The organism is Pseudomonas entomophila L48 (assembly GCF_000026105.1).
In the GTDB taxonomy this organism is placed as follows: domain Bacteria; phylum Pseudomonadota; class Gammaproteobacteria; order Pseudomonadales; family Pseudomonadaceae; genus Aquipseudomonas; species Aquipseudomonas entomophila.
Map to the genome: position 1 here is coordinate 3,802,501 of NC_008027.1, position 12,306 is coordinate 3,814,806.

The following is a 12,306-nucleotide window of genomic DNA, read 5'->3' on the forward strand; positions in this document are numbered from 1 at the left end:
CCATTGCTGGATGCGCCGCTACAGCCAAGACCGAGGTGAAGCGGGGAAAAAAGGGCTTGCATATCAATTGCTCAGGCCTCTCCTCATCGTGGGAGAAGTGTTACAGCAAGGCTGCCGCCTCGTGTGGCAGCAAGGGCTACAAGGTCATTGCTCGCTCCGGTGACACTGACGAAGAGCCAGGGGATTATGTCTTCGGCATCAACCCCGCCGGCTATACCAGCCGCAGCATGATCGTGATCTGCAAGTAAGCAAAAAGGGCAGCCAGTGGCTGCCCTTTTTCATTGGAAGGTCACAGTGGTGCGGTACGTCGCACCAACCAATCCAGCGCATCGCCCTGAAGCAATGGCGAGACACGCTCTCGGACCGTTTGGTGATAAGCGTTGAGCCAGGCAATGTCGTCCGCCCCAAGCTGCTCCGGCAAGAGGCAACGGGTATCGATCGGACACAAGGTCAGCGTCTCGAACGCCAGGAAGTCGCCGAAGACACTGCTCCCCACTTCACGATTGACGACCAGGTTCTCGATGCGCACCCCCCACTCACCAGGGCGATAGGTGCCCGGCTCGATCGAACTGATCATCCCCGGTTGCATCGCCGTCTGTGGCGCGGTGGCCGCCTGGTAGGCAATGACCTGTGGCCCTTCGTGCACGTTCATGAAGTAGCCCACACCATGGCCTGTGCCATGGCCGTAGTCGACCTGATCTGCCCAGATAGGCGCACGGGCAATGGCGTCGAGCAGCGGTGAGAGGATGCCGCGCGGAAACTTTGCCCGCGACAACGCGATCATGCCTTTGAGCACTCGCGTGCAGTCGGCCTTCTGTACGTCGCTCGGCTGGCCGATGGGTACCATCCGGGTGATATCCGTCGTCCCCCCCAGGTACTGGCCGCCCGAATCGATCAGCAACAACCCATCACCTTCGATCACCGCGTGGGACTCGTCAGTCGCCCGATAGTGGGGCATCGCGCCGTTGGCGTTATAAGCGGCAATCGTGGAGAAGCTCAGCGATACAAAATCCGGGCGCCGGGCACGGGCGGCGCTCAGTCGCTCGTCAACGGTCAATTCGGTGATGCGCTCCTTGCCCAGGTTCGCCTCGAACCAGGCAAAGAACTCGCAAAGCGCAGCGCCATCTTGCTCCATGGCCCGACGAATATGCTTGAGATCACCCTCATCCTTGCGCGACTTGCTCAAGGTGGTCGGGTTGATGCCCTCGACCAGACGCACCTGCGTGTCGAGGTGCTCGATCAGGCCACACGTGACCCGCGCCGGATCTACCTGCAGGCTGCTGCCCGGGGCGATCGCCGCAAGGGCTGTGCCCACCTCGTCGTAATCACGAACTTCGATACCATCGGCCGCGAGCACGTTGCGCAAGTGACCATCGACCTTGTCCTTGCCGACGAACAGGTAGGCCTTGTCCTGGCTGATCAAGGCGAACGAGACGAATACCGGGTTGTAGGAGACATCGCTGCCCCGGAGGTTGAACAACCAGGCGATATCGTCGAGGGTCGCGATAAAATGCCAGTCGGCACCTTTTTCCAGCAGTGTCTTGCGCAGGTCCTCCAGCTTGCGTGAACGGCTGACCGTCGCATGAGGCGGCAGGTGTTGGTATACAGGATTGCCTGGCAGGCCAGGCCGCTCGATCCATACCTGCTTGAGCAGGTCCGAGTGAGTCTGCAAACGTGCGCCACGGGCTTCCAGGCGCTCGCCTAGCTGTCGCGCCGAAGCCAACGCCATGACCGCGCCGTCCACCGCGACCGTGCCCTTGGCCTGTTCGCCAAGCCACTCCAGCGCCCCCGGTTGCCCAGGCCGCAGCTTCATCAATTCAATGCTGCTGCCCGCCAGCTCCTTCTCGGCCTGCTCCCAATAACGGCTATCGGCCCACACGCCGGCAAAATCTGCCGTCACCACCAGCGTGCCCACCGAACCGTGGAATCCGGACAACCATTGCCGCCCCTGCCAATACCCTGGCAGGTACTCGGACAGGTGCGGGTCGGCCGACGGTACCAGCAGGGCATCCACACCCTCCCTGGCCATGGCCTCACGCACACGGGCCAGACGTGCCGGCACGGTTTCCGGAAGGGGGGACTGACTGTTCATGCGCACTCCTGCGAATTCATCTTGACTGATCCAGGCCAAGGATAATGGTACAGCCCGCGAGCGCCCGCAATCTTCCCGGCGCATACAGGGCACGCTTTGCCCCAAGCACCCTGTGACCGTGCAGTCAAACTTATCGCGCCGCAGTGCCGACCTGGCAGTGCAGGCCGCCATCGTTACCGCGCACCAGGCTGCGCAGGGCCTGGTACGCAGCGAAGTTGACGCCACGCGCCTGGTGCTGGCTCAACAGTTCCAGAAAAGGCTCCTCGACAAAGCAATCCGCAGCGGCGGCCCACGCCTGGCGCGATTGCCACTGCAGGTACTGCAACACCCGGCAACCATCGTCGCTGGCCTGGATGCTGACACCTTGCAAGCCTTCACACCGTTGCGCCAGATGCTCGCTGCGGGCCACCAGCGCCTGCGCCAAGGCCGCCTGCCGCCCAGGCGGCACGTCGTATTCGATCATTTGGGTGAACCACAGGGAATGGGAATGAACCGCCATGGACTGTCTCCTTGATTCCGGCACTTGCAGCCAGTTGCCGCGGAGGGTAAAACCTCCAGTTAACTCAAGGTCAAGGATTTTCTGCATGAAGACGCCCCCTTCCCCGGAGCGACTGCTCAGTGTCGGTCAGCTGGCCGCGCGCAGCGGGGTGGCGGTGACCGCCCTGCACTTCTACGAAACCAAGGGCCTGATCCACAGCATCCGCAACGCCGGCAACCAGCGCCGCTATCCGCGTGCCGTACTACGTCGGGTGGCGGTGATCAAGATGGCACAACGCCTGGGCATCCCCCTGGCGGACATCGCCGAGGCACTGGCCACCCTGCCCCGCGACCACACGCCGACGGCCGCTGACTGGCAGCGCCTCTCCGCGCAATGGCGTGACGATCTTGATCGGCGTATTGAGCAGATGATGTTGCTGCGCGACCAGCTCGATGGTTGCATCGGCTGCGGCTGCATGTCGCTGAAGGAGTGCCCGCTGCGCAATCATCACGATCATCTCGCGCAAGATGGGCCTGGCCCCCACCCCTCGATAGCGTGACAGATGCGTCAGATCACCACATTGCGTACAAAGCGCACAGCCACGTCGCCGTCATTGCGGTAGGCATAACGGCAATCGCTGGGAAAAACAAAGAACTCGCCACTGCGCAAGCGCTGTTCCTGCCCCTCGATCACCAGGGTCAGGCAGCCTTCGGCGACATAGATCTGCTCACGCCATCCCGCCGCATCGGCCTCACTGGTGTAGCACTCGCCGGGGGCCAGGGTCCACTCCCACAGCTCGACCTCACGCCGCGCCGGGCTGCTGCCGAGCAGCACGGCGCGGCTGCCGGGATGCTCGCCGGCCCACGCCAGCTCGTCGATACGACTGGGGTCGCGCTGGTCGGGCGCCTGGATCAGGGTGCTGAATGCCACGCCAAGGGCCTCGGCGATCAGGTCCAGGGTCGTCAGGCTGACATTCTTCTCGCCCGCTTCGATGGCCACCAGCATCCGCCGGCTCACTCCTGAACGTTCCGAGAGAGCGGCCTGGCTCAAGCCTGCATCACTTCGCAAGCGGCGGACATTCTGGCTGACATGCTGCAACACCGACGCGCGGTGTTCGGAATCTTTGTGCACTATATTGCTCACTGATAGAAGTTGCGCAGTATACTGCCCACTTTGCGGCGGATTGTGCGCCGCCCCTTTCGAGTACGCAAGACCATGAGCCAAGCCCCCAGCCACAAACCCGCCGTCACCTTCCGCCTGAGCAAGGCTGAACTGGTGCTGGTGTTCATCACCATGCTCTGGGGCGGCACCTTCCTGATCGTGCACAACGTCATGACCGTCAGCGGCCCGATGTTCTTCGTTGGCTTGCGCTTCGCCGCCGCCGCGCTGTTCGTCGGCCTTGTCTCGGCGCGCTCACTGCCGGGGCTGACCTTCACCGAACTGAAGGCCGGGGTGTTCATCGGCGTGTCGATCATGCTGGGATACGGCTTGCAGACCATGGGCCTGCAAACCATCAGCAGCAGCCAGTCGGCGTTCATCACCGCGCTTTACGTGCCCTTCGTACCCCTGCTGCAATGGCTGGTGCTGGGGCGCCGCCCAGGCCTGATGCCGAGCCTGGGCATCGGCCTGGCCTTCGCTGGCCTGATGCTGCTGGCCGGCCCCGAGGGCGGCGCGCTGCACTTCAGCGAGGGTGAACTGGTGACCTTGGTCAGTGCCGTGGCGATTGCCGGCGAGATCATCCTGATCAGCCGCTACGCCGGCAAGGTCGATGTACGCCGGGTCACCGTGGTGCAATTGGCGACCGCCTCGGTACTGGCGTTCCTGATGATCGTCCCCACCCAGGAACGCCTCCCCGACTTCTCCTGGCTGCTGCTGGTCAGTGCCGTGGGCCTGGGCGCGATGAGCGCGGTGATTCAGGTGGCGATGAACTGGGCGCAGAAGTCCGTCTCGCCCACCCGCGCCACCCTGATCTACGCCGGAGAACCGGTGTGGGCAGGCATCGTCGGGCGTATCGCGGGTGAGCGCCTGCCAGGTGTGGCCCTGCTTGGCGGGTTGCTGATTGTCCTGGCGGTGGTGGTGAGCGAGCTGAAAATTCGTCGCGCAGACGAAACCGCCATTGCCGACGACGATGCGCAACGCCAGCGTGAAGCCGGCCTGTAAAGCCGCCAGCACCCGCTATGCTCTGAAAGAAACTGTTATAAAAAAACAGCTTGTCACAGCACATTTGTAGGATTCTGCAACTGCTCGCGTGTTGGTGATCAACGGCCCGGCACGTATGATCCTTGGCAAACTTCTCAGAACAGAACGCTATGTCATTGATTGTGCTATTGCTTCTGCCCTTCCTGGGCAGCTGCCTGGCGGCGATCCTGCCGCACAACGCACGCAACGCCGAGTCCATTCTCGCCGGACTCGTGGCCCTGGTCGGTACTGTCCAGGTAGCGTTGCTGTACCCTCAGATAGCCGATGGCGGCGTGATTCGCGAGGAGCTGCTGTGGCTGCCCAGCCTGGGCCTGAACCTGGTCCTGCGCATGGACGGCTTCGCCTGGCTGTTCAGCCTGCTGGTACTCGGCATCGGCACCCTGGTGTCGCTGTATGCCCGCTACTACATGTCGCCACAAGACCCGGTGCCGCGCTTCTTCGCCTTCTTCCTGGCGTTCATGGGCGCCATGCTCGGCCTGGTCATCTCCGGCAACCTGATCCAGCTGGTGTTCTTCTGGGAGCTCACCAGCCTGTTCTCGTTCCTGTTGATCGGCTATTGGCACCACCGCGCCGATGCCCGTCGCGGTGCCTACATGGCGCTGATGGTCACCGGCGCCGGGGGCTTGTGCCTGCTGGTCGGGGCCCTGCTGCTCGGCCATGTGGTCGGCAGCTACGACCTTGACAAGGTCCTGGCTGCCGGTGACATCATCCGCCAGCATGCGCTGTACCCGGTGCTGCTGCCCCTCATCCTTGTCGGCGCGCTGAGCAAAAGCGCACAGTTCCCCTTCCAGTTCTGGCTGCCCCATGCAATGGCGGCGCCCACCCCCGTATCGGCCTACCTGCACTCGGCGACCATGGTCAAGGCCGGGGTGTTCCTGCTCGCCCGGCTGTGGCCGGCGTTGTCGGGCAGTGAGGAGTGGTTCTGGATCGTCGGCGGCGCCGGCGCGGCCACCTTGCTGCTGGGCGCCTTCGCCGCGATGTTCCAGAACGACCTCAAGGGCCTGCTGGCCTACTCGACCATCAGCCACCTGGGCCTGATCACCTTGCTGCTAGGGCTGAACAGCCCGCTGGCGGCTGTGGCCGCCGTGTTCCACATCCTCAACCACGCCACGTTCAAGGCCTCGCTATTCATGGCTGCGGGGATCATCGACCATGAAAGCGGCACCCGTGATATCCGCCGCCTGAGCGGTTTGTTCCGCCTGGTGCCCTTCACCGCCACGCTGGCCATGGTCGCCAGCGCCTCGATGGCCGGTGTACCGCTGATGAACGGCTTCCTGTCGAAGGAAATGTTCTTTGCCGAGACCGTGTTCATCACCTCCAGCGCCTGGGTCGAGGCCGCCCTGCCGGTGATCGCGACACTCGCCGGGACCTTCAGCGTGGCCTACGCGCTGCGCTTCACCGTCGATGTGTTCTTTGGCCCGCCCGCCCAGGACCTGCCGCACACACCCCACGAGCCACCGCGCTGGATGCGCGCGCCGGTCGAGCTGCTGGTGCTCACCTGCCTGGTGGTTGGCATCTTCCCCGCGCAATCGGTCGGTCCGTTGCTGGCCGCCGCCGCACTGCCGGTGGTTGGTGGCACGCTACCCGAGTACAGCCTGGCCATCTGGCACGGCTGGAACGCCCCGTTGATGATGAGCCTGATCGCCATGACCGGCGGAATCGTGCTCTACCTGCTGCTACGCAAGCAGTTGCAGCGCGGCCGCTTCCCCCATCCGCCGCTGATCGAGCGCTTCAACGGCAAGCGCCTGTTCGAGCATGGCCTGGTGCGCCTGATGCTGCTGGCCCGGCGCATCGAGCGGCTGCTGACCACCCGGCGCCTGCAAAAACAACTGTTCATGCTGGTGCTGGCGGCGTTCATCGCCGGTCTGGTACCGCTGCTGTACAGCGGCCTGAGCTGGGGTGACCGGCCGAAGATCCCCGGCTCCGGGGTGTTCGTCGCGCTTTGGCTGATCGCCATTGCCTGCGCCATTGGCGCAGCCTACCAAGCCAAGTACCACCGTCTGGCCGCGCTGATCATGGTCAGTGTCTGTGGCCTGATGACCTGCATCACCTTCGTCTGGTTCTCCGCACCGGATCTGGCGCTCACGCAGTTGGCGGTCGAGGTGGTGACCACCGTGTTGATCCTCCTCGGCCTGCGCTGGTTGCCCCGGCGTATCGAGGGTGTCTCGCCATTGGCCGGCACACAAGAGCGCGCGCGCCTGCGGCGCCTGCGCGACCTGGTCCTGGCCGTGCTGGTCGGTGGCGGCATGGCGCTGCTCTCCTACGCCATGCTGACCCGCCCCACCCCCAATGACATCTCCTCGTTCTACCTCAGCCGCGCCCTGCCACAAGGTGGCGGTACCAACGTGGTCAACGTGATGCTGGTGGACTTCCGCGGCTTTGACACGCTGGGCGAGGTCACCGTGCTGGTGGCCGTTGCGCTCACGGTGTTCGCCCTGCTGCGCCGCTTCCGCCCCCCCAAGGAAAGCATGCAGCTACCCGCCCAGCAGCGTCAGCTGGCACCGGACGTGGTCACCGACCTGGTCAACCCGCGCCATGCCACCGACACCGCCCTGGGCTTCATGATGGTGCCCGCTGCGCTGGTGCGCCTGTTGCTGCCCATCGCCCTGCTGGTGTCGATGTACCTGTTCATGCGCGGCCACAACCAACCGGGCGGCGGGTTCGTCGCCGGTCTGGTCATGTCAGTGGCGTTCATCCTCCAGTACATGGTCGCCGGCACCCAGTGGGTCGAGGCGCAGATGAGCCTGCGGCCATTGCGCTGGATGGGTACGGGCCTGCTATGCGCCACCCTCACCGGCGCCGGGGCGATGCTGTTCGGCTATCCGTTCCTGACCACCCACACCGCCCACCTGCACGTACCGCTGCTGGGTGACGTGCACGTGGCCAGCGCGCTGTTCTTCGACATCGGCGTGTACACCGTGGTGGTCGGTTCGACGCTGCTCATCCTCACCGCCCTGGCCCACCAGTCGGTGCGCGCCTACCGCCCCGCCAAGTCCAGCCAAGCAGGAGCCGCCTGATGGAAGAAGTCATTGCAGTCGCCATCGGTGTCCTGGCCGCCTCCGGGGTCTGGTTGATCCTGCGCCCACGGACGTACCAGGTGATCATGGGCCTGTGCCTGCTCTCGTATGGGGTCAACCTGTTCATCTTCAGCATGGGCAGCCTGTTCATCGGCAAGGAACCGATCATCAAGGATGGGGTGCCCCACGATCTGTTGCACTACACCGACCCGCTGCCCCAGGCTCTGGTGCTGACCGCCATCGTCATCAGCTTTGCCATGACCGCGTTGTTCCTGGTGGTATTGCTGGCTTCGCGCGGCCTCACCGGCACCGACCATGTCGACGGCCGGGAGCGTGAGGAATGAGCACCATGAATCAACTGGTCATCGCACCGATCCTGCTACCACTGGTGACCGCCGCGCTGATGTTGCTGATCGGTGAAAAACACCGCTGGCTGAAGGCGCGCCTGAACCTGCTTTCCACGTTCGCCGGCCTGGGCATCGCCGTTTCGCTGCTGATGTGGGTACGCACCCAGGGGCAGGCCGAGTCCATCGGTGTCTACCTGCCGGGCAACTGGCCGGCGCCGTTCGGCATCGTGCTGGTGGTGGACCACCTGTCGGCGTTGCTGCTGGTGCTGACCGGTATCGTCGGCAGCAGTGCACTGCTGTTCGCCCGGGCGCGCTGGGACGGCGCCGGTGCCAGCTTCCACGCCTTGTTCCAGATCCAGCTGATGGGCCTGTACGGCGCCTTCCTGACCGCCGACCTGTTCAACCTGTTCGTGTTCTTCGAAGTCCTGCTGGCGGCCTCCTACGGCCTGCTGCTGCACGGCTCGGGCCGGGCGCGGGTCAAGGCCGGGCTGCACTACATCGCCATCAACCTGTTCGCTTCGTCGCTGTTCCTGGTCGGTGCGGCCATGCTCTATGGCGTGACCGGCACCCTGAACATGGCCGACCTGGCCCTGAAAGTTCCGCTGGTGCCTGAAGCCGACCGCGGCTTGCTGCATGCCGGTGCGGCCATCCTGGCAATCGCCTTCCTGGCCAAGGCCGGGATCTGGCCGCTGAACTTCTGGCTGGTACCCGCCTACTCGTCCGCCAGTGCGCCCGTGGCTGCGCTGTTCGCAATCATGACCAAAGTCGGCCTGTACGCGGTGCTGCGTCTGTGGACCTTGCTGTTCTCCGGCCAGGCCGGCGCCTCGTCGTACTTCGGTGGGGACTGGCTGGTTTACGGTGGGCTGGTGACGCTGGCCGTGGCAGCCACTTCCATCCTTGCCGCCCAGCGCGTCGACCGCCTGGCAGCACTGAGCATCCTGGTATCGGCCGGCACCCTGCTGGCAGCGGTTGGCTTTGGACAAACCGTACTGACCGGTGCCGCCCTGTTCTACCTGGCGAGTTCGACCCTGGCGCTGTGTGCACTGTTCCTGCTGGCCGAGCTGATCGAGCGCTCACGTTCGGTCAACGAAGCACCACTGGACGATGAGGAAGATGCAATGCCTCCGGCATTGGTAGCGTCGCACCCTGCCAAGGGGATCAACCTGGACGACGATCAGAAGGCCGTGATCGGCCAGATCATCCCCTGGACCATGGCTTTCCTTGGCCTGAGTTTCATCGCCTGCGCCCTGCTGGTGATCGGCATGCCACCGCTGTCGGGCTTCATCGGCAAGCTGAACCTGATCAGCGCGCTCTTCAACCCCGAAGGGCTGGGTGTCACCGCGCAGAAACCTGTCGGTGCCGCTGGCTGGACCCTGGTCACCTTGCTGCTACTTTCGGGCCTGGCCTCGCTGATCGCCTTCGGGCGTGTCGGCATCCAACGCTTCTGGAAGCCCGAGGAGCGCCCCTCGCCAGTCCTGCGAGGCTACGAGTGCATACCCGTCGCCATCCTGCTGGCCCTGTGCATCTTCCTCAGCCTCAAGGCCGAGCCGCTGTTGCGTTACACGCAGGACACCGCCGCCAGCCTGCAGGCACCCGACACCTATATCAATGCGGTGATGGCGACCCGGCCATTGCCTGGCCCTACCACGCTCAATGCCGAGGCACAGCCATGAACCGACTGTTCCCCGCCCCCTTGCTGTCCGTGGCGCTGTTCGTGCTGTGGCTGCTGCTGAACCTGTCGATCAGTCCGGGCAACCTGCTGCTGGGCGCCGCGCTGGGTGTCCTCGCCCCGATCCTGATGGCGCCGCTGCGCCCGCAACACGCCCACGTGCGTCGCCCACTGGTGATCGCCCGGCTGATCGGCCGTGTGGGTATCGATGTGGTAGTTTCCAACCTGCAAGTGGCACGAGGGGTACTGCGGGCCAGCACCAAGCCACCGCGCTCGGCTTTCGTGCACATCCCCCTCGCCCTGCGCGACGCGCACGGCTTGGCGGCGCTCTCGATGATCACCACCGTGGTGCCGGGCACCATCTGGTCGGAACTGGCCCTGGACCGCAGTGTACTGCTGCTGCACGTGTTCGACCTGGACGACGAAGCAGCGTTCGTCGAGCATTTCAAGCACACCTATGAACGCCCGCTGATGGAGATTTTCGAATGAGCGGCCTGCTTGCCAACGCCGTCCTCGCCAGCCTGTTCATCTTCGCCCTGGCCATGGGCCTGACGTTGATCCGGCTGTTCCGCGGCCCCTCTGCCCAGGACCGCGTACTGGCCCTGGACTACCTGTACATCCTGGGCATGCTGATGATGCTGGTGCTGGGCATCCGCTACGCCAGCGACACCTACTTCGAAGGCGCACTGCTGATTGCCCTGTTCGGCTTCGTTGGCTCGTTCGCCCTGGCCAAATTCCTGCTGCGAGGCGAGGTGATCGAATGAATGAGATCGTTGTCTTGCCGTTCTGGCTGGAACTGGTCGTCTCCGCGCTGCTGCTCATCGGCAGCCTGTTCGCATTGATTGGCGCCATCGGCCTGGTGCGTCTGAAAGAGTTCTTCCAACGCATGCACCCGCCCGCGCTGGCTTCGACCATTGGCGCCTGGTGCGTGTCGCTGGCGTCGATTCTCTACTTCTCGGTGCTCAAGCAAACCCCGGTGCTGCACGCCTGGCTGATACCGATCCTGCTGTCGATCACCGTGCCCGTCACCACGCTACTACTGGCCAGGGCGGCGCTATTTCGCAAGCGCACTTCGGGAGAAAACGTACCGGAGGAGGTCAGCAGCGGCCGCGACAGCGGCAACTGAGCGTACCTGCACGCCTGCTCACTCCTGGGTCAGGCGCTGCAGCTCCCGGCGAACCATCGCCGCGTAGGGGGCCGGGCTCAGCGCGTAGAGCTGGCCTGCCACCCAGCCCAACCATGCCCCCTGCAGCGCCTCCCGTTGCGCCAGCAACCGCTCGGCCTGCTCGGCGGCCCGGGCCTGATGCTCACGATGAAAGTCAGCGCGGCTGCCCGCCTCGCTCATTCGCTGGCCTTGAATGTGGTCAATTCACCCTTGCGCCATTTTGCGACCTTGCCGGTGACCGCCTTGAGCAGCTTGCCCAGGCCTTCCTGGACCTGTTGCTGGGCCGCGAACACCATCATCACCCCATGCCCTTCACGGAACACGATGGCATCACCTTCCGGCACCGAGACGAACGCATAGTCGCCCTGGCCATAGACATTCAACTTGATCTCGCGAAAACGCAGTTCGAGCTTGCCGCCTTCACGGCTGGGCAACACCGCTGCGCGGAAATGGTCGCCTACTTTCAATTCAAGGCGCTGCTTGTCATCGACCACCATCGCGCTGTCGGTGTCGATCTCGGCCATGTACAGGCCTTCGGGGTTCTGCTCGGTGACGTAGATGAAACGCCCCTGAAAGAGCTTGACCAGCTTGGCGCGCAAATCGCCCAAGGCAAACAACGCATGGGTATCCAGAGTACTGACTGCCAATGAAAAGCTCCTCACATCAATTACAACCGGCAAAACCGCCCACACCCCATCGGGCATCCGGCGGTCGCCATTTCAAGTCAAAGTCCGAAGGACCGTGGAATCCATGGACAAAGATCCACGCAAATGGGCCACGCGTTCAGCAGGAAGGGTTTCTCCTGCACGCGGGCCGAGGCCTTTGTGTGTTCTTCGGCATGAATCCGTCAAAAAAGGATACGTAATGCCTGATCTGAAAGAGTCAGATGGCGGCGACAAAGCCTGATCAGCATCCGGCGCAAAGGGGTGCTGAACGTGAGTCGCGCATTACTGGGTGACGAATATGCACGAAAAGACCGAAACACGTCGAGAGGCAAGACACATTTCTTGCCTCGGTTCTGCATTGGCCAAGCCGCTCAGGCCGCCTGCACGCTCACCAACTGCGCTTCCCAGGCGGCCTGGCACTCCAGCGCCTCGGCACGGCTGGCAAAGGCCGTTCCGCGGCGCTCGCCATTGACCAGCACCACCCAGCACGCCCGAACGCCCAACGCCTGCAATGTCGCCGGCACTCCGGTGCCGATCATCACGGCTACATCGACTCGGCTATTCATCATCCCTCCGGAATTTAATTAGCAACCTAACGATGCGCGCATGATACGCCCCGCCCCCTCTGGAAAAAAGCATGGTTTGGTACAGCTGTATTGCATGACGAGCAACAA

Annotated in this window: 15 protein-coding genes (1 of these 15 only partly in view); 9 read left to right on the forward strand and 6 right to left on the reverse strand. The window is 63.8% G+C overall.

Annotated features, from left to right (window positions below; translation table 11 throughout):
- Positions 1 to 248, forward strand: the 3' portion of a protein-coding gene (locus PSEEN_RS16305; RefSeq protein ID WP_011534646.1) for a hypothetical protein. It extends 34 nt beyond the left edge of the window; only the last 248 of its 282 coding nucleotides appear in the window; the start codon falls outside the window, past its left edge; it ends in the stop codon at positions 246 to 248.
- Between the two features lie 41 nt (positions 249 to 289).
- Here the strand turns inward: PSEEN_RS16305 and PSEEN_RS16310 are convergent, their stop codons facing one another.
- Positions 290 to 2,092: an aminopeptidase P family protein gene (locus PSEEN_RS16310; protein WP_011534647.1), complete on the reverse strand. Its 1,803-nt coding sequence runs from the start codon at positions 2,090 to 2,092 to the stop codon at positions 290 to 292.
- 130 nt (positions 2,093 to 2,222) lie between these two features.
- Positions 2,223 to 2,591, reverse strand: a complete 369-nt coding sequence (locus PSEEN_RS16315) for an antibiotic biosynthesis monooxygenase (RefSeq protein ID WP_011534648.1) — start codon at positions 2,589 to 2,591, stop codon at positions 2,223 to 2,225.
- A gap of 85 nt (positions 2,592 to 2,676) precedes the next feature.
- Between PSEEN_RS16315 and soxR the strand changes: the two genes are divergently transcribed.
- A complete protein-coding gene (soxR, locus tag PSEEN_RS16320) occupies positions 2,677 to 3,129 on the forward strand; it encodes a redox-sensitive transcriptional activator SoxR (RefSeq protein ID WP_011534649.1) in 453 nt (150 codons plus the stop codon).
- Positions 3,130 to 3,137: 8 nt separating this feature from the next.
- On the opposite strand, the gene PSEEN_RS16325 is transcribed toward soxR, so the two are convergent.
- Entirely contained in the window at positions 3,138 to 3,701 is a 564-nt protein-coding gene (locus PSEEN_RS16325) for a helix-turn-helix domain-containing protein (protein WP_044488243.1), read from the reverse strand.
- Positions 3,702 to 3,785: 84 nt separating this feature from the next.
- Here PSEEN_RS16325 and PSEEN_RS16330 point away from each other — a divergent pair, with 84 nt between their 5' ends.
- From PSEEN_RS16330 to PSEEN_RS16360, 7 genes are all read left to right on the forward strand, one after another.
- Positions 3,786 to 4,730 (forward strand): DMT family transporter, encoded by a 945-nt coding sequence (locus PSEEN_RS16330; protein ID WP_011534651.1) that lies wholly within the window; start codon positions 3,786 to 3,788, stop codon positions 4,728 to 4,730.
- A gap of 149 nt (positions 4,731 to 4,879) precedes the next feature.
- Positions 4,880 to 7,786 (forward strand): monovalent cation/H+ antiporter subunit A, encoded by a 2,907-nt coding sequence (locus PSEEN_RS16335; protein WP_011534652.1) that lies wholly within the window; start codon positions 4,880 to 4,882, stop codon positions 7,784 to 7,786.
- Positions 7,786 to 8,130, forward strand: a complete 345-nt coding sequence (locus tag PSEEN_RS16340; protein WP_011534653.1) for a Na+/H+ antiporter subunit C — start codon at positions 7,786 to 7,788, stop codon at positions 8,128 to 8,130. The genes PSEEN_RS16335 and PSEEN_RS16340 overlap by 1 nt, the downstream gene beginning before the upstream one ends.
- Positions 8,127 to 9,806, forward strand: a complete 1,680-nt coding sequence (locus PSEEN_RS16345) for a monovalent cation/H+ antiporter subunit D (RefSeq protein WP_011534654.1) — start codon at positions 8,127 to 8,129, stop codon at positions 9,804 to 9,806. The genes PSEEN_RS16340 and PSEEN_RS16345 overlap by 4 nt, the downstream gene beginning before the upstream one ends.
- Entirely contained in the window at positions 9,803 to 10,291 is a 489-nt protein-coding gene (locus PSEEN_RS16350; RefSeq protein ID WP_011534655.1) for a Na+/H+ antiporter subunit E, read from the forward strand. The genes PSEEN_RS16345 and PSEEN_RS16350 overlap by 4 nt, the downstream gene beginning before the upstream one ends.
- Positions 10,288 to 10,566, forward strand: coding sequence for a K+/H+ antiporter subunit F (locus tag PSEEN_RS16355; protein WP_011534656.1), 279 nt, complete (start codon positions 10,288 to 10,290; stop codon positions 10,564 to 10,566). The genes PSEEN_RS16350 and PSEEN_RS16355 overlap by 4 nt, the downstream gene beginning before the upstream one ends.
- Positions 10,563 to 10,928: a Na+/H+ antiporter subunit G gene (locus PSEEN_RS16360; protein ID WP_011534657.1), complete on the forward strand. Its 366-nt coding sequence runs from the start codon at positions 10,563 to 10,565 to the stop codon at positions 10,926 to 10,928. The genes PSEEN_RS16355 and PSEEN_RS16360 overlap by 4 nt, the downstream gene beginning before the upstream one ends.
- A gap of 18 nt (positions 10,929 to 10,946) precedes the next feature.
- Here PSEEN_RS16360 and PSEEN_RS16365 read toward each other — a convergent pair whose 3' ends face one another.
- The 3 genes from PSEEN_RS16365 to PSEEN_RS16375 all read right to left on the reverse strand — a co-directional run bounded on the left by PSEEN_RS16365 (position 10,947) and on the right by PSEEN_RS16375 (position 12,198).
- Entirely contained in the window at positions 10,947 to 11,147 is a 201-nt protein-coding gene (locus PSEEN_RS16365; RefSeq protein ID WP_011534658.1) for a hypothetical protein, read from the reverse strand.
- Positions 11,144 to 11,614: a hypothetical protein gene (locus PSEEN_RS16370; protein ID WP_044488245.1), complete on the reverse strand. Its 471-nt coding sequence runs from the start codon at positions 11,612 to 11,614 to the stop codon at positions 11,144 to 11,146. The genes PSEEN_RS16365 and PSEEN_RS16370 overlap by 4 nt, the downstream gene beginning before the upstream one ends.
- A gap of 389 nt (positions 11,615 to 12,003) precedes the next feature.
- Complete coding sequence (locus tag PSEEN_RS16375; RefSeq protein WP_011534660.1) at positions 12,004 to 12,198, reverse strand: hypothetical protein; 195 nt, start codon at positions 12,196 to 12,198, stop codon at positions 12,004 to 12,006.
- Positions 12,199 to 12,306: the final 108 nt, after the last annotated feature.

Coding starts and splice junctions, on each gene's coding strand:
- PSEEN_RS16345 (WP_011534654.1), top strand. CDS start 8,127: ATGAGCACCATGAATCAACTGGTCATCGCACCGATCCTGCTACCACTG.
- soxR (WP_011534649.1), top strand. CDS start 2,677: ATGAAGACGCCCCCTTCCCCGGAGCGACTGCTCAGTGTCGGTCAGCTG.
- PSEEN_RS16350 (WP_011534655.1), top strand. CDS start 9,803: ATGAACCGACTGTTCCCCGCCCCCTTGCTGTCCGTGGCGCTGTTCGTG.
- PSEEN_RS16310 (WP_011534647.1), bottom strand. CDS start 2,092: ATGAACAGTCAGTCCCCCCTTCCGGAAACCGTGCCGGCACGTCTGGCC.
- PSEEN_RS16335 (WP_011534652.1), top strand. CDS start 4,880: ATGTCATTGATTGTGCTATTGCTTCTGCCCTTCCTGGGCAGCTGCCTG.
- PSEEN_RS16375 (WP_011534660.1), bottom strand. CDS start 12,198: ATGAATAGCCGAGTCGATGTAGCCGTGATGATCGGCACCGGAGTGCCG.
- PSEEN_RS16360 (WP_011534657.1), top strand. CDS start 10,563: ATGAATGAGATCGTTGTCTTGCCGTTCTGGCTGGAACTGGTCGTCTCC.
- PSEEN_RS16365 (WP_011534658.1), bottom strand. CDS start 11,147: ATGAGCGAGGCGGGCAGCCGCGCTGACTTTCATCGTGAGCATCAGGCC.
- PSEEN_RS16330 (WP_011534651.1), top strand. CDS start 3,786: ATGAGCCAAGCCCCCAGCCACAAACCCGCCGTCACCTTCCGCCTGAGC.
- PSEEN_RS16315 (WP_011534648.1), bottom strand. CDS start 2,591: ATGGCGGTTCATTCCCATTCCCTGTGGTTCACCCAAATGATCGAATAC.
- PSEEN_RS16340 (WP_011534653.1), top strand. CDS start 7,786: ATGGAAGAAGTCATTGCAGTCGCCATCGGTGTCCTGGCCGCCTCCGGG.
- PSEEN_RS16355 (WP_011534656.1), top strand. CDS start 10,288: ATGAGCGGCCTGCTTGCCAACGCCGTCCTCGCCAGCCTGTTCATCTTC.